General features: G+C 45.9%; 36 protein-coding genes. 29 read left to right on the forward strand and 7 right to left on the reverse strand.

Annotated features, from left to right (window positions below; genetic code table 11):
• Positions 1-51 precede the first annotated feature (51 nt).
• From hslU to priA, 5 genes are all read right to left on the reverse strand, one after another.
• Entirely contained in the window at positions 52-1,383 is a 1,332-nt protein-coding gene (hslU, locus tag ACYJZR_RS01200) for an HslU--HslV peptidase ATPase subunit (RefSeq protein WP_021449544.1), read from the reverse strand.
• Between the two features lie 23 nt (positions 1,384-1,406).
• Positions 1,407-1,958 (reverse strand): ATP-dependent protease subunit HslV, encoded by a 552-nt coding sequence (hslV, locus tag ACYJZR_RS01205; RefSeq protein WP_005489705.1) that lies wholly within the window; start codon positions 1,956-1,958, stop codon positions 1,407-1,409.
• A 164-nt stretch (positions 1,959-2,122) separates the two neighbouring features.
• A complete protein-coding gene (ftsN, locus tag ACYJZR_RS01210; protein WP_005489623.1) occupies positions 2,123-2,668 on the reverse strand; it encodes a cell division protein FtsN in 546 nt (181 codons plus the stop codon).
• A 175-nt stretch (positions 2,669-2,843) separates the two neighbouring features.
• Entirely contained in the window at positions 2,844-3,851 is a 1,008-nt protein-coding gene (gene cytR / locus ACYJZR_RS01215) for a DNA-binding transcriptional regulator CytR (protein WP_005481416.1), read from the reverse strand.
• Between the two features lie 332 nt (positions 3,852-4,183).
• Positions 4,184-6,388 carry a primosomal protein N' gene (gene priA / locus ACYJZR_RS01220; protein ID WP_406966276.1) on the reverse strand — a complete coding sequence of 735 codons (2,205 nt, stop codon included), beginning with the start codon at positions 6,386-6,388 and terminating at the stop codon, positions 4,184-4,186.
• A 294-nt stretch (positions 6,389-6,682) separates the two neighbouring features.
• Between priA and rpmE the strand changes: the two genes are divergently transcribed.
• The 29 genes from rpmE (at position 6,683) to rplQ (ending at position 21,020) form a co-directional block, all read left to right on the forward strand.
• Positions 6,683-6,904, forward strand: coding sequence for a 50S ribosomal protein L31 (gene rpmE, locus ACYJZR_RS01225; RefSeq protein WP_005457203.1), 222 nt, complete (start codon positions 6,683-6,685; stop codon positions 6,902-6,904).
• A gap of 457 nt (positions 6,905-7,361) precedes the next feature.
• The gene (gene rpsJ / locus ACYJZR_RS01230; RefSeq protein ID WP_004410492.1) at positions 7,362-7,673 is read left to right on the forward strand and encodes a 30S ribosomal protein S10; all 312 of its coding nucleotides are present in this window, start codon (positions 7,362-7,364) and stop codon (positions 7,671-7,673) included.
• Between the two features lie 14 nt (positions 7,674-7,687).
• Entirely contained in the window at positions 7,688-8,317 is a 630-nt protein-coding gene (gene rplC / locus ACYJZR_RS01235; RefSeq protein WP_005456132.1) for a 50S ribosomal protein L3, read from the forward strand.
• A gap of 17 nt (positions 8,318-8,334) precedes the next feature.
• On the forward strand, positions 8,335-8,937 hold the full coding sequence (gene rplD / locus ACYJZR_RS01240; protein WP_005379556.1) for a 50S ribosomal protein L4: 603 nt from the start codon (positions 8,335-8,337) through the stop codon (positions 8,935-8,937).
• Positions 8,934-9,236, forward strand: coding sequence for a 50S ribosomal protein L23 (rplW, locus tag ACYJZR_RS01245; RefSeq protein ID WP_004398471.1), 303 nt, complete (start codon positions 8,934-8,936; stop codon positions 9,234-9,236). The genes rplD and rplW overlap by 4 nt, the downstream gene beginning before the upstream one ends.
• A gap of 15 nt (positions 9,237-9,251) precedes the next feature.
• Positions 9,252-10,076: a 50S ribosomal protein L2 gene (rplB, locus tag ACYJZR_RS01250; RefSeq protein ID WP_005489461.1), complete on the forward strand. Its 825-nt coding sequence runs from the start codon at positions 9,252-9,254 to the stop codon at positions 10,074-10,076.
• Between the two features lie 21 nt (positions 10,077-10,097).
• Positions 10,098-10,376, forward strand: coding sequence for a 30S ribosomal protein S19 (rpsS, locus tag ACYJZR_RS01255; protein WP_004394525.1), 279 nt, complete (start codon positions 10,098-10,100; stop codon positions 10,374-10,376).
• 10 nt (positions 10,377-10,386) lie between these two features.
• Positions 10,387-10,719 carry a 50S ribosomal protein L22 gene (gene rplV, locus ACYJZR_RS01260; RefSeq protein ID WP_005383164.1) on the forward strand — a complete coding sequence of 111 codons (333 nt, stop codon included), beginning with the start codon at positions 10,387-10,389 and terminating at the stop codon, positions 10,717-10,719.
• Between the two features lie 18 nt (positions 10,720-10,737).
• Positions 10,738-11,436: a 30S ribosomal protein S3 gene (rpsC, locus tag ACYJZR_RS01265; RefSeq protein WP_005383161.1), complete on the forward strand. Its 699-nt coding sequence runs from the start codon at positions 10,738-10,740 to the stop codon at positions 11,434-11,436.
• An 11-nt stretch (positions 11,437-11,447) separates the two neighbouring features.
• A complete protein-coding gene (gene rplP / locus ACYJZR_RS01270; RefSeq protein WP_005379577.1) occupies positions 11,448-11,858 on the forward strand; it encodes a 50S ribosomal protein L16 in 411 nt (136 codons plus the stop codon).
• Positions 11,858-12,049, forward strand: coding sequence for a 50S ribosomal protein L29 (gene rpmC, locus ACYJZR_RS01275; protein WP_005379576.1), 192 nt, complete (start codon positions 11,858-11,860; stop codon positions 12,047-12,049). The genes rplP and rpmC overlap by 1 nt, the downstream gene beginning before the upstream one ends.
• Positions 12,049-12,303: a 30S ribosomal protein S17 gene (gene rpsQ / locus ACYJZR_RS01280; protein ID WP_005461671.1), complete on the forward strand. Its 255-nt coding sequence runs from the start codon at positions 12,049-12,051 to the stop codon at positions 12,301-12,303. The genes rpmC and rpsQ overlap by 1 nt, the downstream gene beginning before the upstream one ends.
• Positions 12,304-12,465: 162 nt before the next feature.
• Positions 12,466-12,837: a 50S ribosomal protein L14 gene (rplN, locus tag ACYJZR_RS01285; RefSeq protein ID WP_005489425.1), complete on the forward strand. Its 372-nt coding sequence runs from the start codon at positions 12,466-12,468 to the stop codon at positions 12,835-12,837.
• A 13-nt stretch (positions 12,838-12,850) separates the two neighbouring features.
• Positions 12,851-13,168: a 50S ribosomal protein L24 gene (gene rplX, locus ACYJZR_RS01290; RefSeq protein ID WP_005455662.1), complete on the forward strand. Its 318-nt coding sequence runs from the start codon at positions 12,851-12,853 to the stop codon at positions 13,166-13,168.
• Between the two features lie 23 nt (positions 13,169-13,191).
• Positions 13,192-13,731: a 50S ribosomal protein L5 gene (rplE, locus tag ACYJZR_RS01295; RefSeq protein ID WP_005455660.1), complete on the forward strand. Its 540-nt coding sequence runs from the start codon at positions 13,192-13,194 to the stop codon at positions 13,729-13,731.
• 17 nt (positions 13,732-13,748) lie between these two features.
• Entirely contained in the window at positions 13,749-14,054 is a 306-nt protein-coding gene (rpsN, locus tag ACYJZR_RS01300; RefSeq protein ID WP_005455658.1) for a 30S ribosomal protein S14, read from the forward strand.
• Between the two features lie 29 nt (positions 14,055-14,083).
• The gene (gene rpsH / locus ACYJZR_RS01305) at positions 14,084-14,476 is read left to right on the forward strand and encodes a 30S ribosomal protein S8 (protein WP_005455656.1); all 393 of its coding nucleotides are present in this window, start codon (positions 14,084-14,086) and stop codon (positions 14,474-14,476) included.
• Positions 14,477-14,488: 12 nt separating this feature from the next.
• Positions 14,489-15,022, forward strand: coding sequence for a 50S ribosomal protein L6 (gene rplF / locus ACYJZR_RS01310; protein WP_005455654.1), 534 nt, complete (start codon positions 14,489-14,491; stop codon positions 15,020-15,022).
• Between the two features lie 9 nt (positions 15,023-15,031).
• Complete coding sequence (gene rplR, locus ACYJZR_RS01315; protein WP_005435088.1) at positions 15,032-15,385, forward strand: 50S ribosomal protein L18; 354 nt, start codon at positions 15,032-15,034, stop codon at positions 15,383-15,385.
• Positions 15,386-15,399: 14 nt separating this feature from the next.
• Positions 15,400-15,903 carry a 30S ribosomal protein S5 gene (gene rpsE / locus ACYJZR_RS01320; RefSeq protein WP_005435090.1) on the forward strand — a complete coding sequence of 168 codons (504 nt, stop codon included), beginning with the start codon at positions 15,400-15,402 and terminating at the stop codon, positions 15,901-15,903.
• 7 nt (positions 15,904-15,910) lie between these two features.
• Entirely contained in the window at positions 15,911-16,087 is a 177-nt protein-coding gene (rpmD, locus tag ACYJZR_RS01325) for a 50S ribosomal protein L30 (RefSeq protein ID WP_000201159.1), read from the forward strand.
• 5 nt (positions 16,088-16,092) lie between these two features.
• The gene (gene rplO, locus ACYJZR_RS01330) at positions 16,093-16,527 is read left to right on the forward strand and encodes a 50S ribosomal protein L15 (protein ID WP_005450562.1); all 435 of its coding nucleotides are present in this window, start codon (positions 16,093-16,095) and stop codon (positions 16,525-16,527) included.
• 20 nt (positions 16,528-16,547) lie between these two features.
• Positions 16,548-17,882: a preprotein translocase subunit SecY gene (gene secY / locus ACYJZR_RS01335; RefSeq protein ID WP_005481401.1), complete on the forward strand. Its 1,335-nt coding sequence runs from the start codon at positions 16,548-16,550 to the stop codon at positions 17,880-17,882.
• A 38-nt stretch (positions 17,883-17,920) separates the two neighbouring features.
• Complete coding sequence (gene rpmJ / locus ACYJZR_RS01340; RefSeq protein WP_000868186.1) at positions 17,921-18,034, forward strand: 50S ribosomal protein L36; 114 nt, start codon at positions 17,921-17,923, stop codon at positions 18,032-18,034.
• 149 nt (positions 18,035-18,183) lie between these two features.
• Positions 18,184-18,540 carry a 30S ribosomal protein S13 gene (gene rpsM, locus ACYJZR_RS01345; protein WP_005450559.1) on the forward strand — a complete coding sequence of 119 codons (357 nt, stop codon included), beginning with the start codon at positions 18,184-18,186 and terminating at the stop codon, positions 18,538-18,540.
• Between the two features lie 18 nt (positions 18,541-18,558).
• Positions 18,559-18,948, forward strand: coding sequence for a 30S ribosomal protein S11 (gene rpsK, locus ACYJZR_RS01350; protein WP_001118870.1), 390 nt, complete (start codon positions 18,559-18,561; stop codon positions 18,946-18,948).
• 27 nt (positions 18,949-18,975) lie between these two features.
• A complete protein-coding gene (gene rpsD / locus ACYJZR_RS01355; protein WP_005383146.1) occupies positions 18,976-19,596 on the forward strand; it encodes a 30S ribosomal protein S4 in 621 nt (206 codons plus the stop codon).
• Between the two features lie 24 nt (positions 19,597-19,620).
• Positions 19,621-20,613 (forward strand): DNA-directed RNA polymerase subunit alpha, encoded by a 993-nt coding sequence (locus ACYJZR_RS01360; protein WP_005383143.1) that lies wholly within the window; start codon positions 19,621-19,623, stop codon positions 20,611-20,613.
• Positions 20,614-20,639: 26 nt separating this feature from the next.
• Entirely contained in the window at positions 20,640-21,020 is a 381-nt protein-coding gene (rplQ, locus tag ACYJZR_RS01365; RefSeq protein WP_005383141.1) for a 50S ribosomal protein L17, read from the forward strand.
• A gap of 138 nt (positions 21,021-21,158) precedes the next feature.
• On the opposite strand, the gene ACYJZR_RS01370 is transcribed toward rplQ, so the two are convergent.
• Positions 21,159-21,638 (reverse strand): DUF2780 domain-containing protein, encoded by a 480-nt coding sequence (locus ACYJZR_RS01370; protein WP_017449005.1) that lies wholly within the window; start codon positions 21,636-21,638, stop codon positions 21,159-21,161.
• Positions 21,639-21,776: 138 nt separating this feature from the next.
• A complete protein-coding gene (locus tag ACYJZR_RS01375) occupies positions 21,777-22,397 on the reverse strand; it encodes an FKBP-type peptidyl-prolyl cis-trans isomerase (RefSeq protein WP_005489645.1) in 621 nt (206 codons plus the stop codon).
• Positions 22,398-22,601: the final 204 nt, after the last annotated feature.

Genomic DNA, 22,601 nt, shown 5'->3' on the forward strand with positions numbered 1-22,601 from the left:
AAAAGGCTACCTCTTTCGAGATAGCCTTTAAAATCAAGGTGAAATCTGAGTTTACAGAATAAAGCGGCTTAGATCTTCATCTTCAATTGTATCGCCCAGACGAGCTTGCACGTAGGCTGCGTCAATCACAAACTTAGCACCAGATTGCTCTGCTGCATCGTAAGAGATTTCGTCCATCAGACGTTCCATCACGGTATGCAGACGACGAGCACCGATGTTTTCGGTGGTTTCATTTACTGTCCATGCGGCTTCTGCAATTCGCGTGATACCGTCTTCAGTAAATTCAATGTCTACATCTTCTGTCTTCATCAACGCGATGTATTGCTCAGTCAATGACGCTTTAGGTTCGGTCAGAATGCGTTTGAAGTCGTGGCTGCTCAGTGCTTCCAATTCCACACGGATTGGCAGACGGCCTTGCAGTTCTGGAATGAGATCAGATGGCTTGGCAACTTGGAATGCTCCGGATGCAACAAACAGAATGTGGTCTGTTTTTACCATGCCGTGTTTTGTCGAAACGGTACTGCCTTCAATCAGAGGAAGTAAGTCACGTTGCACACCTTCACGAGACACGTCCGGGCCAGAGCTTTCGCCGCGCTTACAAATCTTGTCGATTTCATCAATGAAAACAATACCGTTGTTTTCTACGTTGAAAATCGCGGCTTCTTTTAGCTCTTCTTGGTTTACAAGTTTTGCAGCTTCTTCTTCTGCCAGCGCTTTCATCGCGTCTTTGATTTTCAGCTTACGCTTTTTCTTGGTGTCGCCGGCAAGGTTTTGGAACATACCTTGTAGCTGGTTGGTCATTTCTTCCATACCAGGAGGTGCCATGATCTCCACACCCATTTGAGGCGCTGCTACATCGATTTCAATCTCTTTATCGTCTAGCTGACCTTCCCGCAGTTTTTTACGGAAGATTTGGCGAGTGTTTGAGGTGTCTTCTTTCTGCTCGACTTGACCCCAGCTATCGCGTGCTGGTGGCAGTAGTGCATCGAGAATGCGCTCTTCAGCTTGCTCTTCCGCGCGGAATTTTACTTTTTCCATCGCTTGTTGGTGGGTCATCTTCACAGCGACATCAGTCAGGTCACGAATGATGGTTTCAACTTCTTTACCAACGTAACCCACCTCGGTGAACTTTGTTGCTTCGACTTTGATGAATGGCGCATTGGCTAGTTTAGCAAGACGACGAGCGATCTCTGTCTTACCAACACCAGTTGGACCAATCATCAGAATGTTCTTCGGTGTGACTTCGACGCGCAAGCTTTCTTCTAGCTGCATGCGACGCCAGCGGTTACGAAGGGCAATCGCAACCGAACGTTTTGCTTTGTCTTGACCAATGATGTGACGGTTCAGTTCATGAACGATTTCGCGAGGGGTCATTTCAGACATATTCTTTCCTTACTTCGTTACGATTACGCGGCTGGGGTTTCAGGCTCTGCAGTTGAGTCTAGCTCTTCTACGGTGTGGTGATGGTTGGTGAATACACAGATATCACCAGCGATGTTCAGTGCCTTTTCCGCGATTTCACGTGCATCTAAGTCAGTATTTTCTAAAAGTGCAGTTGCGGCTGCTTGTGCGTATGCACCACCAGAACCAATTGCAATCAAATCATTTTCTGGCTGAACGACATCGCCGTTACCAGTGATGATGAGTGATGCTGTTTCGTCTGCAACAGCAAGCAACGCTTCTAATTTGCGAAGAGCTCGGTCGCTGCGCCAGTCTTTTGCCAGTTCTACGGCTGCTTTCGTCAGATGGCCCTGGTGCATTTGTAGTTTGCTTTCAAAGCGTTCAAATAGGGTGAAGGCGTCCGCTGTACCGCCAGCAAAGCCAGCAAGCACTTTATTGTTGTATAGGCGGCGAACTTTGCGCGCGTTACCTTTCATGACGGTATTGCCTAGAGATACTTGGCCATCACCCGCGATGACGACTTTGTTATTTCGACGTACAGATACAATGGTAGTCACAGTCGACCTCTTAATTATTTCTCTTTGGATTTAATTCAGTATATGGGGGAGAGGAACTTGGGATTCAAGGGGAGGGCGTTTTTCACATTTGCTAACGCTGATGATGCCAATAACACGCGAGGAATAAAAAAGACCAACAGCGAATGCGGTTGGTCTTTGTGAGATTAGAAGTTTTCTTTCCAAATTGCGCACGGTTCGATTTTCGCGCGTTGCAACTTGTGGCGATCTTTCTCTGCATCGCGTTTGAACTTGTACGGGCCAAGTACAACACGATACCAAGAGCTGCCTTCTTTCTTACGAATTTTGCTCGAAAGACCTTGGAAAGCAATAGCCAGTTTTCGTTCTTCGGCCTGCGCTTGGGTTTTGTAAGCGCCACACTGCATTACGTATGGGATTTTAGATACTTCGATTTCTTTAGCGACGACTTCCACTTCTCGCTTGGGTAAAGATTCGACGTATTCCCACTTCTCTTCAGGTGGTGGTGGCAAATCCTTTTTCGGCTTTGGCTTACTGACGGTCGTTATAGGTTGTTGCACCACGGGTGGTTTCGGTTCTGGATCGTTACTTAATAAATACAGACCATAGCCAAAACCGCCCACAAGCAAGATTGCAAGTAGACCACTACGCCAAGGTTTTCTTTTGGGAGGTTGTTTTTTTGTCGACTTTTTTGGAGCGCCTCGCCCCCGTCTCACATAATCTCTGTTTGCCACGGTTACTTCTGGTCATCAAGGATTCTTCCAAATATGGTAATCCAGAACGGGTCGAGAAAACACCCTATTGATGTAATCTTGATAGCTACGTATCAGATAGAGAATACAAAAAGCGGCGCCAATGGGCACCGCTTATCGTTAGTTTACATGATAGTCGCGTTGGACTACCGAACGCTTAGGCGCGTTGCGGTGGCGCTGCGCTACCACGGACAACAAGCTTAGTTTCTAGTAAGCGTGAACCTGAATGAACGTCATGGCCTTTAAGTAGTTCAAGCATCATAAGCATCGCTTGGCGGCCAATTTCATAACGAGGTTGAGAAATGGTCGTTAACGGTGGATCGCAGTATTGAGCAAAGTTGATATCATCGAAACCAACCACTGACAAATCTTGCGGAACGCGCAGACCGAGTCGTTTGGCTTCTTGGATTGCGCCGATTGCCATGGTGTCGCAGTGGCAGAAAATCGCAGTTGGTGGCTCTGGAAGTTCTAGCAACTTACGTACAGCTTTCGCGCCGCCGTCAAAAGAAAACTCAGTGATAACACTGTATTGTGGGTCTTTACTGATCCCCGCGCGACGCAAGGCTTGTTGATAACCTTGCTGGCGGAACTGGCACAATACCGCTGTGTCTGGCCCTGAAATTTGTGCTATGCGTTTATGGCCAAGTTGAGTTAGGTAATTGACCGCTTCAAAAGCAGACGTTAGGTTGTCAATATGCACGGTTGGTAATTCTAGCTCTGGCGCAAACTCACAAGCCATGACCATTGGTGGCAGGTTTTTCTGTTCTGGCTTGCTGACATCAAATGGCAGGTCGGTACCAAGCAGTAACATGCCATCGGCTTGTTTGGTGAACACTAGATTCACAAACGAGCTTTCACGCTTTTTCTGCTGGCCGCTGTCACCGAGCAGTACGAGGTAGCCATGTTCCATAGCGGCGTCTTCGATACCACGAATGATTTCAGAAAAGTAAGGATCACAGATGTCAGGAACGATGGTAACAATCGTTTTTGATTCGTTTCTACGTAGATTACGCGCTAATGAATTTGGAGAATAGCCCGCTTCAAGGACGGCATCTTCGACTCTTTTTCTTGTTGAAGAAGAGACTTTTTCTGGATTCATTAATGCTCGAGATACCGTAGCTGTCGACACTCCCGCAAGCTGGGCAACATCCTTCATTGTCGCCATAGTGTTTAACCTCTCAAATTTTTGCCAAGATGACGTTATTCCCTGTCAGAAGTCGTAGGTTTTTATCACTGGTAATCAGTGCCTATCTAATCACGTTGTTAGTGGTTATTTTTAGGGAGTAGGCGATAAAGCATCGCTTGGCTACTGCTTCAAATTTTGGGAATAGTCATTGTTTTAATCTAAGCCTATGGGGTAAACCCACTTTAGACTTTGCTAATTTGGATAGTCTATTCATTTCTATCGGGAAAGTTACGGTCTGTTTAACAAAAATTGCAATCTCGATGTGAGCCTCATCACATTAAAAGGTAATTCATTACATAGTTAAACGTTTGCTAGCTGAGATCTTGTGGTTCTATGTCTAAATTCCAGCGAACTTTTTTGGCATTAGGCAACAACTCAATAGCAGGTTTGGCACTGGTTAATAACTTTTGCATTAATGAACGGTGCTGGGTTTGGAGTAGCAGCTGCCAACGGTATTTGCCTGCACGTTTGGCGAGAGGCGATGGTGTTGGACCAAGCACCATGCAGGTGTCGTCAAACAAAGGGTGCGATTCTAAGGTAAAGCGAACTTGGCGCAGAAAATCTTCTACGATCTCGCTCTGATTCGTTTCGGCTTTAAATAGAGTCAGGAAACTGTACGGTGGCAACTGCGCCAGTTTACGTTCCTCTAATGCCGTCATAGCGAAGTGTCGGTAGTCCTTTTCCAATAAGGCTTGCAATAAACTGTGCTCAGGATGGTGAGTCTGTAAAACCACTTCCCCCGGCTTACTTGCTCGTCCGGCTCGCCCTGCGACTTGAATGAATAACTGCGCTAATCTTTCGGAGGCGCGGAAGTCGCTACTATATAGAGAGCCATCAACATCTAGCAAGGCGACGAGCGTTACATTGGGGAAATGGTGTCCCTTAGCTAGCATTTGAGTGCCAATCAAAATTTGATATTCACCCTTGCGGATGGAGTCCAACGCGTCTTCTAAGCTGCCTTTCCGGCGCGTGCTATCCCTGTCGATACGGATGGCTTTGTATTCGGGAAACAATTGTGCCAATTGTTGTTCTAACTGTTCGGTACCGACACCAACGGTAACCAGTTGAGTAGAACCACAGCCCCGACACTGATGAATAACTGGGTGCTGTGAGCCACAATGGTGGCAGCGAATCTCATTGCTGTATTGGTGGAAGGTGTAATAAGCATCACAACGTTTGCATTCGGCAATCCAACCACATTCATGACACATGAGAGCAGGGGAGAAACCACGACGGTTAAGAAACAGCATCACCTGATTGCCTGCTTTAAGGTGTTTGCGCATTTCCGCAATCAATGGGGCAGATAAACCACTTTCTAAATACTGACCTTTGACGTCGAGCACTTTATTAGTAGTAGGAACCGCAGAGCCTGCGCGTTGGGTCAGGGTTAAATGGTGATACTTGCCTGACAAGGCATTGTGCAATGTCTCCAGTGCAGGTGTAGCTGAGCCCAGAACAATCGGAACTTGTTCTTTATGAGCGCGCATTACAGCAACATCGCGTGCATGATAACGCAAGCTATCTTGCTGTTTGTAAGAGGTGTCATGTTCCTCGTCCACAATGATAATCCCGAGATCAGCAAAAGGCGCGAGTAGGGCAGAGCGTGTGCCGATAATGATTCCGGCCGCTTTGTCGCGTGCAGAAAGCCACGCATTCAGACGTTCCGTCTCGTTTAATCCGGAGTGGATAACGTCAACTGGCACATTAAAACGGCGTTTAAAGCGGTTGATGGTTTGTGGTGTTAAGCCAATCTCTGGTACTAAAACCAAGGCTTGTTTACCTTTCTCTAAGACCGGTTTGATCAGGTTGAGGTACACTTCTGTCTTACCTGAGCCCGTGACGCCTTCTAGTAAATAGCAGGCAAAACCTGCTTGGCTATTTACACTCGCAATAGCTAGCGCTTGTTCGTGGTTGAGCTTTGGCTTCTCGACGTCGCATTCAACGTGCTGCCCCCACTTGGTGATTACAGGCTTCTTCTCGATACGTTCAATCCAGCCTTTCTCTTCCAAAGACTTTAGTACAGTTGAGGCTATCTCTTGGTCGACAAATTCCTGGTGAGGCAAAGCGCCGTTAACCAACATTTGCAAGACCTTCTGTTGTTTGACCGCTCGACGATCAAGCCCTTGCATCAGCTTGTCTTTACCGGATTCGGTAATTTGCCACTCTTGTAGCGTCGCAAAATCTGCAGGCTTTCCTTTACGCAGAGCTGCTGGCATCGCATTGTGTAGCGTATCTCCAAGTGGGTATTGGTAGAACTGGCTGCACCAAGTCAGCAACGAATAAAGCTTTTCAGGCCATACCGGCTGAGAATCAAGAACTGCTTTGATTGGCTTGAGTTGATCTTTGGGGAAATCCGAGTGATTAACCATCGCGGTGACGATGCCAACTAACGTTTGACGTCCAAAAGGTACGGATACGCGCCCGCCAATGATAGGAAACAGGTGTCCTGGGATGGCATAGTCAAATTGTTTGTCGAGAGGTACGGGCAGTGCCACTCTAGCAATGGATGGACGCATAGATTCGTAGCTATATAAAAGAAGAAAGGACTGTAGAGTTTATTAAAATCGTCCCAGGAATACGAGTCAACCTACGGAGTGTGTTCGGAAATATACTAATATCACCGGATTGGTGAAAAAAGTGGCGAAAAAATTGCCATACGTATTGATCCTATCTAGGGGATTCATTACTATATCGCGCCTTGAGATATGGCTTCAGCAATTGGTTGGTGCGGTATCCCATTTTATTATTAATTGCGTGTGGTGTGCGGCTTAGATTCGTATAGCGACACGGCCTACTATTGAGGTTATCCCATGAAAGCTGGTATCCACCCAGAATACAAAGCAGTAAACGCTACTTGTTCTTGCGGCAACTCTTTCGAGTTCAACTCTACTCTAGGTAAAGAGTCTATCCACCTAGACGTATGTGACAAGTGTCACCCATTCTACACTGGTAAGCAACGTATCGTTGATACAGGCGGCCGTGTTGATCGCTTCAACAAGCGTTTCGGTGCACTATCAAGCGGTAAGAAATAATAGCAACTGCTATTACGATTACAGTTTAGAAAAGGACGCTTCGGCGTCCTTTTTGTTTATGGCCCATTTTGCAGGTGACCATAAAACAGCAAGTTAAAAATAGTTTCGATTATTTTTCATTCAGCCCTTGCAACCTAAAGTGTGATCTGTATAATGCGTCGCACTGGTTAAGCCAGTTGTGAACCAATGAGCAGTGAGGAGCTAACTTCCTTATAGGACAGTTAGGTAATGTAGACTCAGCTTATGTTCGCGGTTAATACAATTAGCTATCTTTTCTTCGGAAAAACTATCCCCAAAGGTGACTTTGGCACGTAGGGATTGTTAATCGAAAATTAACTGACAATGCGTCCTAATCTTGGATGCTACGGTTTCACATAAATCAATCGGCATTCTCTCGTCTTGACGAGTTTGAGTGGCGATATTGTTTGTGTAATTTTTAAAATTGGAGCTCTGTCTCATGCAGAACCAACGTATCCGTATCCGCCTAAAAGCTTTCGATTACAAACTAATCGATGCTTCTACAGCGGAAATCGTTGAAACAGCTAAGCGCACTGGCGCACAGGTTCGTGGTCCAATCCCACTACCAACTCGTAAAGAGCGTTTCACAGTTCTTATCTCTCCACACGTTAACAAGAAAGCACGTGACCAGTACGAAATCCGTACTCACAAGCGTCTAATCGACATCGTTGAGCCAACAGACAAAACTGTTGATGCTCTAATGCGTCTAGACCTTGCTGCGGGCGTTGACGTTCAAATTAGCCTAGGTTAAGGGAGATTAGAAGTATGATTGGTCTAATCGGTCGTAAAGTGGGCATGACCCGCGTATTTACTGAAGAAGGCGTTTCTATCCCAGTAACTGTTGTTGAAGTTGAAGCTAACCGTGTTTCTCAAGTGAAAACTCTTGAAACTGATGGCTACGCTGCAATTCAGGTTACAGCTGGTTCTAAGAAAGCTAACCGCGTAAACAAAGCTGAAGCAGGTCACTTTGCTAAAGCTGGCGTTGAAGCTGGTCGCGGTCTTTGGGAATTCCGTTTAGAAAACGGCGAAGAGTTCGAAGTTGGTGCTGAACTAACTGTTGAACTATTCAACGAAACTAAGAAAGTAGACGTTACTGGTACATCTAAGGGTAAAGGTTTCCAAGGCGCTGTTAAGCGTTGGAATTTCCGTACTCAAGATATGACTCACGGTAACTCATTGTCTCACCGTGCTCCTGGTTCTATCGGTCAATGTCAGACTCCAGGTCGCGTATTTAAAGGCAAGAAAATGGCAGGTCACATGGGTGCTGAGCGTGTAACGACTCAAAACCTAGAGATCGTACGTGTTGACGCTGAGCGCAACCTGCTTCTTATTAAAGGTGCAGTCCCAGGCGCAACTGGCGGCAACGTGATCGTTAAACCAGCTGTTAAAGCATAACGTCTCAGGAGTAAGTAATGGAACTAATGGTTAAAGGTGCTGATGCACTAACTGTTTCCGAAACTACTTTCGGACGTGAGTTTAACGAAGCTCTTGTACACCAAGTAGTTGTTGCGTACGCAGCAGGTGCTCGTCAAGGTACACGTGCTCAAAAAACACGTTCAGAAGTATCTGGCGGTGGCGCTAAGCCATGGCGTCAAAAAGGTACTGGTCGCGCTCGCGCTGGTACAATTCGTAGCCCAATCTGGCGTACAGGTGGTGTTACTTTTGCTGCGAAACCACAAGATCACAGCCAAAAAGTAAACAAAAAAATGTACCGCGGTGCTATGAAGAGCATTCTTTCTGAGCTTGTTCGTCAAGAGCGTCTAATCGTTGTTGATAACTTCTCAGTTGAAGCACCAAAGACTAAAGAGCTAGTTGCTAAGCTGAAAGAGCTTGAGCTAACTGACGCTCTAATCGTGACTAGCGAAGTAGATGAGAATCTATTCCTAGCTGCTCGTAACCTATACAAAGTTGACGCACGTGATGTTGCTGGTATCGATCCAGTATCTCTAATCGCGTTTGACAAAGTTGTAATGACTGCAGAAGCAGTTAAGCAAGTAGAGGAAATGCTAGCATGATCACTGAAGAGCGTATCCTAAAAGTTCTACGTGCACCGCACATCTCTGAAAAAGCAACTATGGCAGCTGAGAAAGCGAACACTATCGTTTTCAAAGTAGCTAAAGATGCAACTAAAAAAGAGATCAAAGCAGCTGTAGAAAAGCTATTTGAAGTTGAAGTTAAGTCTGTAAATACTCTTATCACTAAGGGTAAGACCAAACGTCAAGGTCTACGCCAAGGTCGCCGCAGCGACGTTAAGAAAGCGTACGTTACTTTGAAAGAAGGTCAAGATCTTGACTTTGTTGGCGGCGCGGAATAACAGGAGTAGTTAAAAATGGCTATTGTTAAATGTAAGCCGACTTCCCCTGGTCGTCGTCACGTTGTTAAAGTTGTTAACGCTGACCTACACAAGGGCAAGCCATACGCACCTCTTCTAGAGAAAAACTCTAAGAATGGCGGTCGTAACAACAACGGTCGTATCACAGTACGTCACATCGGCGGTGGTCACAAGCATCACTACCGTGTAATTGACTTCAAACGTACTAAAGACGGTATCCCAGCGACAGTTGAGCGTCTAGAATACGATCCAAACCGTAGCGCAAACATTGCTCTAGTTCTTTATAAAGACGGTGAGCGTCGCTACATCCTAGCACCTAAAGGTGTTGTAGCTGGTGATGTTATTCAGTCTGGTGTTGATGCACCAATCAAAGCTGGTAACACTCTACCAATGCGTAACATCCCAGTAGGTTCAACTGTACACAATGTTGAACTTAAACCTGGTAAAGGTGGTCAGCTAGCTCGTTCGGCTGGTGCTTACGCTCAAATCGTTGCTCGCGACGGTGCGTACGTAACTATCCGTCTACGTTCTGGCGAAATGCGCAAAGTTCTTTCTGAAGGCCGTGCAACAATCGGTGAAGTTGGTAACTCTGAGCACATGCTACGCGAACTTGGTAAAGCTGGTGCTTCACGCTGGCGCGGCGTACGTCCAACCGTACGTGGTGTAGTAATGAACCCGGTTGATCACCCACACGGTGGTGGTGAAGGTCGTACTTCTGGTGGCCGTCATCCAGTATCTCCTTGGGGTATGCCAACTAAAGGCTTCAAGACTCGTAAGAACAAACGCACTGACAAGTACATCGTACGTCGTCGTAACAAGTAATCTATATAAAGAGGAATCGCCATGCCACGTTCTCTCAAGAAAGGTCCTTTTATTGACCTACACTTGCTGAAGAAGGTAGAGAAAGCGGTGGAAAGCGGAGACAAAAAGCCTATTAAGACTTGGTCCCGTCGTTCAATGATCATCCCTACGATGATCGGTTTGACCATCGCTGTCCATAATGGTCGTCAGCACGTACCAGTATTTGTAACTGATGAAATGATCGGTCACAAACTGGGCGAATTCGCACCAACACGTACTTACCGCGGTCACGCTGCGGATAAGAAAGCTAAGAAGCGCTAAGGAGTAGATAATGGAAGCAATTGCTAAACATAACTTTGCTCGCATTTCGCCTCAGAAAGCTCGCTTAGTTGCGGATCTAATCCGTGGTAAATCTGTTGACCAAGCTCTAGAAATCCTAACGTTCAGCAACAAAAAAGCTGCTGCACTAGTTAAGAAAGTTCTAGAGTCTGCTATCGCTAACGCGGAGCACAACGAAGGTGCAGATATTGACGATCTGAATGTCGCAAAAATCTTTGTAGATGAAGGCCCAACCATGAAGCGTATTATGCCTCGTGCTAAAGGTCGTGCGGATCGTATCTTGAAGCGTTCAAGCCACATCACTGTTGTTGTAGCAGATCGCTAGAGACTAGGAGAGTAAGCAATGGGTCAAAAAGTACATCCAAATGGTATTCGTCTAGGCATCGTTAAGCCTTGGAATGCTACATGGTTTGCTAACACCAAAGATTTCGCTGACAACCTAGACGGCGACTTCAAGGTACGTCAGTTCCTTACAAGTGAACTGAAAAAAGCGTCTCTATCACGTATCGTTATCGAGCGTCCTGCTAAGAGCATCCGTGTGACTATTCACACTGCTCGTCCAGGCGTTGTTATCGGTAAGAAAGGTGAAGACGTTGAGAAGCTACGCGCAGCTGTAGCTAAAATTGCAGGTGTACCAGCGCAAATTAACATCGCTGAAGTACGTAAGCCTGAACTAGATGCGCAACTTGTTGGTGACAGCATCGCGTCTCAGCTAGAGCGTCGTGTTATGTTCCGTCGTGCTATGAAGCGCGCAGTACAAAACGCTATGCGTCTAGGCGCTAAAGGTATCAAAGTGGAAGTAAGCGGTCGTCTAGGCGGCGCTGAAATCGCACGTTCAGAGTGGTACCGTGAAGGCCGTGTGCCTCTACACACTCTACGTGCTGACATTGATTACGCAACTTCTTCGGCTCACACTCAATACGGTGTGATCGGCATTAAAACTTGGATCTTCAAAGGTGAAATCCTAGGTGGTATGCCAGCAGCTAACGCTGTAGAGCCTAAAGGCGACAAGCCTAAGAAGCAGCGTAAAGGCCGTAAGTAAGGAGTCGACAGATGCTACAACCTAAACGTACTAAGTTCCGTAAGGTTCAGACTGGTCGTAACCGTGGTCTAGCTAAAGGTACTGATGTAAGCTTCGGCGAATTCGGTCTTAAAGCTGTTGGCCGTGGTCGTCTAACTGCTCGTCAAATCGAAGCGGCACGTCGTGCAATGACACGTCACGTTAAGCGTCAAGGTAAAATCTGGATCCGTGTGTTCCCAGACAAACCAATCACAGAAAAACCACTAGAAGTTCGTCAAGGTAAGGGTAAAGGTAACGTTGAGTACTGGGTAGCCCAAATCCAACCTGGTAAGGTTATGTACGAAATGGGTGGTGTACCTGAAGAATTGGCACGTGAAGCGTTCCGTCTAGCGGCACGTAAACTGCCTTTCAAAACTACATTTGTAACTAAGCAGGTGATGTGATGAAAGCACAAGATCTACGCGAGAAAAGCGTTGAAGAGCTTAACGCTGAGCTAATGAATTTGCTACGTGAACAGTTCAACTTGCGCATGCAAGCTGCAACTGGTCAACTACAGCAAACTCATACTCTGAAAGCTGTACGCCGTGATATCGCACGTGTGAAAACTGTTTTGACTGAGAAGGCAGGCGCATAATGAGCGAAGTAAAACGTACTCAACAAGGTCGTGTTGTTAGCGACAAGATGGACAAGTCTATCACTGTTGCAATCGAACGTTTCGTAAAACACCCAATTTACGGTAAGTTCGTTAAACGTACGACTAAAGTACACGCACATGACGAAAACAACGAGTGTGGCATTGGCGACACTGTTGAAATCGCAGAGTGTCGTCCACTGTCTAAGACTAAGTCTTGGACTTTGGTGAAAGTTGTAGAAAAGGCGAAGATGTAATCTTCACTCTTCTATGATAAGAAACGGCTCCAAAAATATTTTTGGAGCCGTTTATTTTTTGACTACCCAATCACAGAAAAGGGTGGTACAATTCGCGTCCCTTATAAAGAGGCAGCCCGACCCGTGATGGGTCTAGTTATTAATATTTAGCGGAGCACTAACATGATCCAAATGCAAAGTATGCTGGACGCAGCTGATAACTCAGGCGCACGCAGCGTAATGTGTATTAAGGTTCTGGGTGGCTCACACCGCCGTTATGCACATATCGGTGACGTCATCAAAGTTACTGTTAAGGAAGCAATTCCTCGCGGTAAAGTTAAAAAAGGTGACGTTATGAAGGCGGTTGTAGTGCGCACCCGTAAAGGCGTACGTCGTCCTGACGGTTCTGTCATTCGCTTCGACCGAAATGCTTGCGTACTGTTGAATAACACTACTGAGCAACCAATCGGTACACGTATCTTTGGTCCTGTGACACGCGAACTTCGTGGCGATAAGTTCATGAAGATCGTTTCACTGGCTCCAGAAGTTCTGTAAGGAGCACGTAGAAATGGCAGCTAAAATCCGTCGTAATGACGAAGTAATCGTTCTTGCTGGTAAAGACAAAGGCAAGAAAGGTAAAGTAACTAAGGTCCTAGCAACTGGTAAAGTTATCGTTGAAGGTATCAACCTTGTTAAGAAACACCAGAAACCTGTTCCTGCACTAGGTATCCAAGGCGGTATCGTAGAGCAAGAAGCAGCAATCGATGTTTCTAACGTGGCTATCTTTAATGCAGCTACTGGTAAAGCTGACCGTATCGGTTTCCGTTTTGAAGACGGCAAAAAAGTTCGTTTCTTCAAGTCTAACGGCGAAACCGTTTCTAACTAATAGAAGTAATTTGGAGTTCTACTATGGCGAAACTGCATGATTACTACAAGTCGTCTGTAGTCGCTGAACTGACCAAACAGTTCAGTTACACAAGCGTCATGCAAGTCCCTAGAATCGAGAAAATCACCCTAAACATGGGTGTTGGCGAAGCAATCAACGATAAGAAACTGCTAGAAAACGCAGCATCTGATATGGCAACGATCTCTGGTCAAAAGCCACTTATCACTAAAGCGCGTAAATCTGTTGCAGGTTTCAAAATCCGTGAAGGCTACCCTATCGGTTGTAAAGTAACCTTGCGTGGCGAACGTATGTGGGATTTTCTTGAGCGTTTGATTAACATCGCTCTTCCACGTGTACGTGACTTCCGTGGTGTTAGCGCTAAGTCTTTTGACGGTCGCGGTAACTACAGCATGGGCGTTCGCGAGCAAATCATCTTCCCGGAAATCGACTTTGATAAAGTTGATCGTGTACGCGGTCTAGACATCACTATTACGACGTCTGCTGGTACTGATGAGGAAGGCCGTGCTCTGCTGGCTGCCTTTAACTTCCCATTCCGTAAGTAAGGTGAAGGGTTACTGTTATGGCTAAACAATCAATGAAAGCACGTGAAGCTAAACGTGCAAAGCTAGTAGCTAAGTTCGCTGAAAAGCGTGCAGCGCTAAAAGCTATCATCAGCGATGTAAACGCATCTGAAGAAGATCGTTGGAACGCAGTTCTTACACTGCAATCTCTTCCACGTGATTCAAGTGCATCACGTCAGCGCAACCGTTGTAACCAAACTGGTCGTCCACACGGTTACCTACGTAAGTTCGGTCTAAGCCGTATTAAGGTTCGTGAAGCTTGCATGAAAGGCGAGATTCCGGGTCTTCGTAAGGCTAGCTGGTAATTGCCACTTAATCATTTGGAGTAAATCATATGAGCATGCAAGATCCGATTTCGGATATGCTGACCCGCGTTCGTAACGGTCAGGCAGCAAACAAAGTTGCTGTTAAAATGCCTTCTTCAAAGCTTAAAGTTGCAATTGCTGCACTACTAAAAGCTGAAGGTTACATCGTTGACTTCGCTGTTGAAGGCGAAGCAAAACCTGAGCTAGAAGTAACTCTTAAGTACTTCCAAGCTAAACCAGTAATCGAGCAACTTAAACGTGTTTCTCGTCCAGGTCTACGTGTTTACAAGAAGAAAGATGAACTTCCTTCTGTAATGGGTGGTCTTGGTATTGCTATCGTTTCTACTTCCAAGGGTCTTATGTCAGACCGCGCTGCACGTAAAGCAGGTCTTGGTGGTGAAATCATCTGCTACGTAGCTTAATAGGAGTAGAATATGTCTCGTGTTGCTAAAGCACCTGTCGCTATTCCAGCTGGCGTAGAGGTGAAACTAAACGGCCAAGAAATCACTGTAAAAGGTGCTAAAGGCGAACTAACTCGCGTACTAAACGACGCTGTAGTTATCGCTCAGGAAGAAAACAACCTAACTTTCGGTCCTAAAGAAGGTGTTGCTAACGCTTGGGCACAAGCAGGTACTGCTCGTGCACTAGTTAACAACATGGTTGTTGGTGTTACTGAAGGCTTTACTAAGAAGCTAACTCTTAAAGGTGTTGGTTACCGTGCTGCTATCAAAGGCAACGCTGTAGGTCTAACACTAGGCTTCTCACACCCAGTTGAGCACGAGTTGCCAGCGGGTATCAAAGCTGAATGTCCAAGCCAAACTGAAATCGTGATTACTGGTTGTGACAAACAACTAGTTGGTCAAGTTGCGGCTGACATTCGTTCTTACCGTCAACCTGAGCCTTACAAAGGTAAAGGTGTTCGTTACGCAGATGAAAATGTGCGTACTAAAGAAGCTAAGAAGAAGTAAGGTAACACTATGGATAAGAAAGCATCTCGCATCCGTCGTGCTACACGCGCACGTCGTAAGATTGCAGAACTGGGTGCGACTCGCCTAGTTGTACACCGTACTCCTCGTCACGTGTACGCACAGGTTATCGCGGCTAACGGCTCTGAGGTTATCGCAGCAGCTTCTACTGTAGAAAAAGCGATCCGTGAGCAAGTGAAATACACTGGTAACGTTGATGCAGCTAAAGCAGTAGGTAAAGCTGTTGCAGAACGCGCTCTTGAAAAAGGCGTAACTGCAGTTGCATTTGATCGTTCTGGTTTCCAATACCACGGTCGAGTAGCGGCGCTAGCAGAATCTGCTCGCGAAGCTGGTCTGAAATTCTAAGGTAGGGTTGGAAGATGGCTAAAGAACAACAAGTTCAAGCGAATGATTTGCAAGAAAAGCTAATCGCAGTTAACCGTGTTTCTAAAACGGTTAAAGGCGGTCGAATCATGAGCTTCACTGCACTAACAGTAGTTGGTGACGGTAATGGTCGTGTAGGTTTCGGTTACGGCAAAGCTCGTGAAGTACCTGCAGCGATCCAAAAAGCAATGGAAAAAGCGCGTCGTAACATGACTACGATCGCTCTAAACGAAGGCACTCTTCACCACCCAGTGAAAGGTCGCCACTCGGGCTCTAAAGTTTACATGCAGCCTGCAGCAGAAGGTACTGGTGTTATCGCAGGTGGTGCGATGCGTGCAGTACTAGAAGTTGCTGGTGTACACAACGTACTATCTAAAGCATACGGTTCAACGAACCCTATCAACATCGTTCGTGCAACGATCGATGCACTAGGTAGCATGAAGTCGCCAGAAATGGTTGCTGCTAAACGTGGTCTAACTGTTGAAGCTATTTCGGAGTAAGAACACCATGGCAACTATTAAAGTAACTCAAACTAAAAGCTCAATTGGCCGCCTACCAAAGCACAAAGCTACTTTGCGTGGTCTAGGTCTTCGTAAAATCAACCACACAGTAGAACTTGAAGATACTCCGTGCGTACGCGGTATGATCAACAAGGTTTACTACATGGTTAAAGTTGAGGAGTAATCAGAATGCGTTTGAATACTCTTGCACCGGCTGCTGGCTCTAAACATGCTCCTAAGCGTGTAGGCCGTGGTATCGGTTCTGGCCTAGGTAAAACTGGTGGCCGTGGTCACAAAGGTCAAAAATCACGTTCTGGCGGTAAAGTTCGTCCAGGTTTCGAAGGCGGTCAGATGCCTCTGAAACAACGTCTACCAAAATTCGGTTTCACTTCTCGTAAGAGCCTAGTGTCTGCTGAAGTTCGTCTAGCTGAGCTAGCGAAAGTTTCTGGTGACGTGGTTGATCTAAACAGCCTTAAAGCTGCTAACATCATCACTAAGAACATCGAATTCGTTAAAGTTGTTCTTTCTGGTGAAATTAACAAAGCAGTGACTGTTAAAGGTCTACGTGTGACTAAAGGCGCTAAAGCTGCAATCGAAGCTGCAGGCGGTAAAATCGAGGAATAATCTCGAGGAACGAGGTACAGATGGCTAAGAAACCAGGACAAGATTTTCGTAGTGCTCAGAGCGGCTTAAGTGAACTAAAGTCGCGCTTGTTATTCGTAATTGGTGCACTTTTAGTATTCCGAGCCGGCTCTTTTGTGCCGATTCCTGGTATTGACGCTGCTGTACTTGCCGATTTGTTCGAACAGCAAAAAGGTACCATCGTTGAAATGTTTAACATGTTCTCCGGTGGTGCTCTTGAGCGTGCATCTATATTAGCATTGGGCATCATGCCGTATATTTCGGCATCTATTGTTGTCCAATTGCTAACTGTAGTTCATCCAGCGTTAGCTGAACTCAAAAAAGAGGGTGAAGCAGGCCGTCGTAAGATCAGCCAATACACACGCTACGGCACGCTTGTACTTGCAACCTTCCAGGCTATAGGTATCGCAACAGGCTTACCAAACATGGTCGACAATCTGGTTGTTATCAACCAAACCATGTTTACGCTAATTGCTACCGTAAGTTTAGTAACCGGCACCATGTTCCTAATGTGGTTAGGTGAACAAATTACAGAGCGTGGAATTGGTAACGGTATTTCGTTACTAATTTTTGCAGGTATTGTTGCTGGATTGCCTTCTGCAATCGGTCAAACAATCGAGCAAGCGCGTCAAGGTGAATTGCATGTACTTCTTCTGTTGCTAATCGCGGTATTAGCTTTTGCAGTAATTTACTTCGTTGTTTTCATGGAACGTGGTCAGCGTCGAATCGTCGTTAACTACGCGAAGCGTCAACAAGGTCGTAAAGTATTTGCTGCACAAAGTTCTCACTTGCCACTTAAAATTAATATGGCAGGTGTTATTCCAGCGATTTTCGCATCAAGCATTATCCTGTTCCCAGGAACACTGGCTCAGTGGTTTGGTCAGAATGGTGAGAGCAGCGCGTTCGGTTGGTTAACTGACGTGTCTTTGGCTCTTAGCCCAGGTCAGCCGTTGTATGTAATGCTATATGCAGCAGCAATTATCTTCTTCTGTTTCTTCTACACGGCGTTGGTTTTCAACCCGCGTGAAACAGCAGATAACTTGAAGAAGTCTGGTGCATTCGTACCCGGTATCCGCCCAGGTGAGCAGACAGCGAAGTACATCGATAAAGTAATGACACGTCTTACCCTTGCTGGTGCACTGTACATTACCTTTATCTGTCTGATTCCCGAGTTCATGATGGTCGCGTGGAACGTACGTTTCTACTTCGGCGGTACATCACTACTAATCGTAGTTGTTGTAATTATGGACTTTATGGCACAGGTACAGACTCATCTGATGTCTCAACAGTATGATTCTGTGTTGAAGAAAGCGAATCTGAAAGGCTACGGCCGTTAATCCGGCGGTAGACTCAGTTTCATTTACGGAGTTTAGCAATGAAAGTTCGTGCTTCCGTTAAAAAAATCTGCCGTAACTGTAAAGTAATCAAGCGTAACGGTGTCGTTCGCGTGATTTGCAGTGAGCCAAAGCACAAACAGCGCCAAGGCTAATTAGCAGAAATTTTTACTTGAAAATGAAGGTTGGGTCGAGTATATTCCTCGGCCTACCTTTTGCGTGCAAAAGAAGTAGTATTCCGCAGCGTATCCATAACGGGCTTTGCTGCGGCTAATTCTTTTATAGAAACACTTAGGAGTGAATAATGGCCCGTATAGCAGGCATTAACATTCCTGATCAGAAACACGCTGTAATCGCTCTAACGGCGATCTACGGCATCGGTAAAACTCGCTCTCAAGCTATCCTAGCTGAAGTGGGTATTGCTGAAGATGTTAAGATCAGTGAACTAACTGAAGAGCAGATCGATCAACTGCGTGATGGTGTAGCTAAGTACACTGTAGAAGGTGATCTACGTCGTGAAGTATCTATGAACATCAAGCGTCTTATGGACCTTGGCTGTTACCGTGGTCTTCGTCATCGTCGCAGTCTACCGCTACGTGGACAGCGTACTAAAACCAACGCTCGCACCCGTAAGGGTCCGCGTAAGCCGATCAAGAAATAATCGGGAAGGTAGAGTACAATGGCTAAACAACCAACTCGCGCTCGTAAGCGCGTACGCAAGCAAGTTGCAGATGGCGTTGCGCACATCCATGCTTCTTTCAATAACACAATCGTAACCATTACTGACCGTCAAGGTAACGCTCTTGCATGGGCTACTGCAGGTGGTTCTGGTTTCCGTGGTTCTCGTAAGTCTACTCCGTTCGCTGCACAGGTTGCTGCTGAGCGTTGTGCTGAAATGGCTAAAGAATACGGTCTAAAGAACTTGGAAGTTATGGTTAAGGGTCCTGGTCCAGGTCGTGAATCTACTGTTCGCGCACTGAACGCAGCTGGTTTCCGCATCACAAACATCGTTGATGCTACACCAATCCCTCATAACGGTTGTCGTCCACCTAAGAAACGTCGCGTATAACGTTTCTAGGACTATTGGAGAAGAATCATGGCAAGATATTTGGGTCCTAAGCTGAAGCTTAGCCGTCGTGAAGGCACTGACTTATTCCTTAAGTCTGGTGTTCGCGCGATCGATACCAAGTGTAAAATTGATAACGCACCAGGTGTACACGGCGCTCGTCGCGGTCGTCTATCTGAGTATGGCGTTCAGCTTCGTGAGAAGCAAAAAGTTCGTCGTATGTACGGCGTTCTAGAAAAACAATTCCGTAACTACTACAAAGAAGCTGCACGTCTTAAAGGCAACACAGGTGAGAACCTGCTTCAGCTTCTTGAAGGTCGTCTTGATAACGTAGTTTACCGCATGGGCTTTGGCGCAACTCGCGCAGAAGCACGTCAGCTAGTTAGCCACAAAGCTATCCTAGTTAACGGTAAAGTTGTAAACGTTCCTTCTTTCAAAGTAGCGGCTAATGACGTTGTTTCTATTCGCGAGAAAGCTAAACAGCAAGCTCGTATCAAAGCAGCTCTAGAAGTTGCTGAACAACGTGAAAAACCAACTTGGATTGAAGTAGATGGTGGCAAGATGGAAGGTACATTCAAGCGTATGCCTGAGCGTTCTGATCTATCAGCTGACATCAACGAACAATTGATCGTCGAGCTTTACTCTAAGTAAGGTTTAAACTAAAGAGAGGACACAATGCAGGGTTCTGTAACAGAATTTCTTAAGCCACGTCTAGTTGACATCGAACAAATCAGCTCGACTCACGCAAAAGTAACTCTTGAGCCATTAGAGCGTGGCTTTGGTCATACTCTGGGTAATGCACTTCGCCGCATTCTTCTATCTTCTATGCCTGGTTGTGCAGTGACAGAAGTAGAAATTGAAGGCGTACTTCATGAGTACAGCACTAAAGAAGGCGTACAAGAAGATATTCTTGAAATCCTTCTAAACCTTAAAGGTTTGGCAGTGCGTGTAGCTGAAGGCAAAGATGAAGTGTTCATTACTTTGAACAAATCAGGCTCGGGCCCTGTGGTTGCAGGTGACATCACCCATGACGGTGATGTAGAGATCGCTAACCCTGAACACGTTATTTGTCACCTAACGGATGACAACGCTGAAATCGCAATGCGTATTAAAGTTGAACGTGGTCGTGGTTATGTTCCAGCTTCTGCGCGTATCCATAATGAAGAAGACGAGCGTCCAATCGGTCGCCTACTAGTAGATGCTACTTACAGCCCAGTAGACAAAATTGCCTACGCTGTAGAAGCAGCTCGTGTAGAACAGCGTACTGATCTAGACAAGCTTGTTATCGATATGGAAACAAACGGTACTCTAGAACCTGAGGAAGCAATCCGTCGTGCAGCTACTATCCTAGCTGAACAATTGGATGCATTCGTAGATCTTCGTGATGTACGTGTTCCTGAGGAGAAGGAAGAGAAGCCAGAATTCGATCCGATCCTACTGCGTCCTGTAGACGATCTTGAACTAACAGTTCGCTCTGCTAACTGTCTGAAAGCAGAAGCGATTCACTACATCGGTGATCTAGTACAACGTACTGAGGTTGAGCTACTTAAAACGCCTAACCTTGGTAAAAAGTCTCTTACTGAGATTAAAGACGTACTTGCGTCACGTGGTCTATCTCTGGGCATGCGCCTAGAAAACTGGCCACCTGCATCAATCGCTGAAGATTAATCGATACTAGTTAGAAGGATTAGGTCATGCGCCATCGTAAGAGTGGTCGTCAACTCAACCGCAACAGCTCACATCGTAAAGCGATGTTTAGCAACATGGCTAGCTCTCTAGTACGTCATGAAGTTATCAAGACTACTTTGCCAAAAGCAAAAGAGCTACGTCGCGTAGTTGAGCCTTTGATTACACTAGCTAAGACTGACAGTGTTGCTAACCGTCGTCTAGCATTTGCACGTACTCGTGACAACGAAGTAGTTGCAAAACTATTTAACGAACTAGGTCCACGTTTTGCTGCTCGTCAGGGCGGTTACACTCGTATCCTAAAAGCTGGCTTCCGTGCTGGTGATAAAGCTCCAATGGCTTACATTGAGCTTGTAGATCGCCCAGCTGCTGAAGAAGCTGCTGAGTAATCAGTTCGTAAGAACGAGAAAGCCGAGCGTTAGCTCGGCTTTTTTGTATCTGTAATTTGCTCAAAAATGGGAGCCTACTGTTTGTATGCTCCCATTCTTTTTACTTCTATTTCGGTGGGGATTTCGCTTAAAGCGAATTTACTTACCGCTCGTCCATAGACCGCTTAAAGACTTCAATAATCCCTCACTTGCTCCTTGCTCATTTAGGTAACCTAAAATCACTGGTGCAAATTGGCTGATCATCGATGGGTCTAGTCCTAGTGCATTAAATGCGCTTTGTACGGCACTCAAGCTTTCGATGTTACCTAACAGGCTTTGTGCACCTTTCAAGTTGGATAATCCAGGGATCAATGACTGCAATTCCGTGCTGTTTTGTTGAGACAGTTGGCTTTGAGCAAGTGCAATTAGGGCACTGCTGCCACCTGCAGCTTGTTCTGTCGAAACTGGTAGCTGACTCGTTAGTAGCTCAGTAAGAGGTGAAGATTCTGCATTTAGGCCTTGGCTTACCATATCCATAAGACCATTTTTGCTGCTCTTATCTACGACAGTGTCCAAAAACGCATGTGCGCTGCCAATATTCACTGATAGGAGAGCTAAAGTTAGGAGAGTTTTACGCATAGTACCTCCGACGGTTGAGCGTTTTAACTTATTTGTTGTATTTATTTTTTTAGGTCATCTGACTGATAACTTCTATTATTTTATAAAAAAAGCGGCGCTAATGCGCCGCTTTATGTAGGTCATTGAGAAAAGCCTCAATTATAGAATGTCTAGTAGCTCAACTTCGAATACTAGTGCTGCGAATGGAGGGATTGCAGCGCCTGCGCCACGTTCACCGTACGCAAGGTCTTGTGGGATGTATAGTTTCCACTTAGAACCTACAGGCATTAGTTGTAGAGCTTCAACCCAACCTTTAATTACGCCAGTTACTGGGAACTCAGCTGGTTGGCCGCGAGATACAGAGCTGTCGAATACTGTGCCGTCTGTTAGTTCACCGTGGTAGTGAACACGTACAGATTTATCAGCTGTTGGGATTTCGCCAGTACCTTCAGTGATGATTTCGTACTGTAGGCCAGATTCAAGAACATTAACTTCTGGACGTAGGGCGTTGTCTTTTAGGAACGCTTCACCATCAGCTGCTGCTGCTTTAGCTGCTTCTTGACGAGCTGCTTCGGCGCGAGTGTGTAGCTCTTGCAGTGCATTGTTGATTTCGTCAATTTCGATTGATGGCATTTCGCCAGTCAATGCTGTTGCGATACCCGCAGCGATAGCGTCAACGCTAAGGCCTTCAAGGCCAGAGCCAGCTAGTTGCTGACCCATTTGCAGACCAATGCCGTAGCTTGCTTTTTGTTCTGCAGTTTCAAATTTAATTTCAGACATGAATGTCGCTCTTATTAGGAGTGATAAAGGTAACAGGATATCAGTTTCGAGCTTAGGTTTAAATAATTGCTGGCGATTGCGTTATCTGACCAGTCAGCGTGTGACTTATCTCTTACTCCAAGTGAAATTTCTGCTAATTTAAACCAAATTCCATTTTACTTTAGTCAAAACCATATACTCTCCGCGCTGGTATTTTTATACTGG

The organism is Vibrio sp. RC2502, assembly GCF_054850435.1.

Coding starts and splice junctions, on each gene's coding strand:
- hslU (WP_021449544.1), bottom strand. CDS start 1,383: ATGTCTGAAATGACCCCTCGCGAAATCGTTCATGAACTGAACCGTCAC.
- cytR (WP_005481416.1), bottom strand. CDS start 3,851: ATGGCGACAATGAAGGATGTTGCCCAGCTTGCGGGAGTGTCGACAGCT.
- priA (WP_406966276.1), bottom strand. CDS start 6,388: ATGCGTCCATCCATTGCTAGAGTGGCACTGCCCGTACCTCTCGACAAA.
- rpmE (WP_005457203.1), top strand. CDS start 6,683: ATGAAAGCTGGTATCCACCCAGAATACAAAGCAGTAAACGCTACTTGT.
- rpsJ (WP_004410492.1), top strand. CDS start 7,362: ATGCAGAACCAACGTATCCGTATCCGCCTAAAAGCTTTCGATTACAAA.
- rplC (WP_005456132.1), top strand. CDS start 7,688: ATGATTGGTCTAATCGGTCGTAAAGTGGGCATGACCCGCGTATTTACT.
- rplD (WP_005379556.1), top strand. CDS start 8,335: ATGGAACTAATGGTTAAAGGTGCTGATGCACTAACTGTTTCCGAAACT.
- rplW (WP_004398471.1), top strand. CDS start 8,934: ATGATCACTGAAGAGCGTATCCTAAAAGTTCTACGTGCACCGCACATC.
- rplB (WP_005489461.1), top strand. CDS start 9,252: ATGGCTATTGTTAAATGTAAGCCGACTTCCCCTGGTCGTCGTCACGTT.
- rpsS (WP_004394525.1), top strand. CDS start 10,098: ATGCCACGTTCTCTCAAGAAAGGTCCTTTTATTGACCTACACTTGCTG.
- rplV (WP_005383164.1), top strand. CDS start 10,387: ATGGAAGCAATTGCTAAACATAACTTTGCTCGCATTTCGCCTCAGAAA.
- rpsC (WP_005383161.1), top strand. CDS start 10,738: ATGGGTCAAAAAGTACATCCAAATGGTATTCGTCTAGGCATCGTTAAG.
- rplP (WP_005379577.1), top strand. CDS start 11,448: ATGCTACAACCTAAACGTACTAAGTTCCGTAAGGTTCAGACTGGTCGT.
- rpmC (WP_005379576.1), top strand. CDS start 11,858: ATGAAAGCACAAGATCTACGCGAGAAAAGCGTTGAAGAGCTTAACGCT.
- rpsQ (WP_005461671.1), top strand. CDS start 12,049: ATGAGCGAAGTAAAACGTACTCAACAAGGTCGTGTTGTTAGCGACAAG.
- rplN (WP_005489425.1), top strand. CDS start 12,466: ATGATCCAAATGCAAAGTATGCTGGACGCAGCTGATAACTCAGGCGCA.
- rplX (WP_005455662.1), top strand. CDS start 12,851: ATGGCAGCTAAAATCCGTCGTAATGACGAAGTAATCGTTCTTGCTGGT.
- rplE (WP_005455660.1), top strand. CDS start 13,192: ATGGCGAAACTGCATGATTACTACAAGTCGTCTGTAGTCGCTGAACTG.
- rpsN (WP_005455658.1), top strand. CDS start 13,749: ATGGCTAAACAATCAATGAAAGCACGTGAAGCTAAACGTGCAAAGCTA.
- rpsH (WP_005455656.1), top strand. CDS start 14,084: ATGAGCATGCAAGATCCGATTTCGGATATGCTGACCCGCGTTCGTAAC.
- rplF (WP_005455654.1), top strand. CDS start 14,489: ATGTCTCGTGTTGCTAAAGCACCTGTCGCTATTCCAGCTGGCGTAGAG.
- rplR (WP_005435088.1), top strand. CDS start 15,032: ATGGATAAGAAAGCATCTCGCATCCGTCGTGCTACACGCGCACGTCGT.
- rpsE (WP_005435090.1), top strand. CDS start 15,400: ATGGCTAAAGAACAACAAGTTCAAGCGAATGATTTGCAAGAAAAGCTA.
- rpmD (WP_000201159.1), top strand. CDS start 15,911: ATGGCAACTATTAAAGTAACTCAAACTAAAAGCTCAATTGGCCGCCTA.
- rplO (WP_005450562.1), top strand. CDS start 16,093: ATGCGTTTGAATACTCTTGCACCGGCTGCTGGCTCTAAACATGCTCCT.
- secY (WP_005481401.1), top strand. CDS start 16,548: ATGGCTAAGAAACCAGGACAAGATTTTCGTAGTGCTCAGAGCGGCTTA.
- rpmJ (WP_000868186.1), top strand. CDS start 17,921: ATGAAAGTTCGTGCTTCCGTTAAAAAAATCTGCCGTAACTGTAAAGTA.
- rpsM (WP_005450559.1), top strand. CDS start 18,184: ATGGCCCGTATAGCAGGCATTAACATTCCTGATCAGAAACACGCTGTA.
- rpsK (WP_001118870.1), top strand. CDS start 18,559: ATGGCTAAACAACCAACTCGCGCTCGTAAGCGCGTACGCAAGCAAGTT.
- rpsD (WP_005383146.1), top strand. CDS start 18,976: ATGGCAAGATATTTGGGTCCTAAGCTGAAGCTTAGCCGTCGTGAAGGC.
- ACYJZR_RS01360 (WP_005383143.1), top strand. CDS start 19,621: ATGCAGGGTTCTGTAACAGAATTTCTTAAGCCACGTCTAGTTGACATC.
- rplQ (WP_005383141.1), top strand. CDS start 20,640: ATGCGCCATCGTAAGAGTGGTCGTCAACTCAACCGCAACAGCTCACAT.
- ACYJZR_RS01370 (WP_017449005.1), bottom strand. CDS start 21,638: ATGCGTAAAACTCTCCTAACTTTAGCTCTCCTATCAGTGAATATTGGC.
- ACYJZR_RS01375 (WP_005489645.1), bottom strand. CDS start 22,397: ATGTCTGAAATTAAATTTGAAACTGCAGAACAAAAAGCAAGCTACGGC.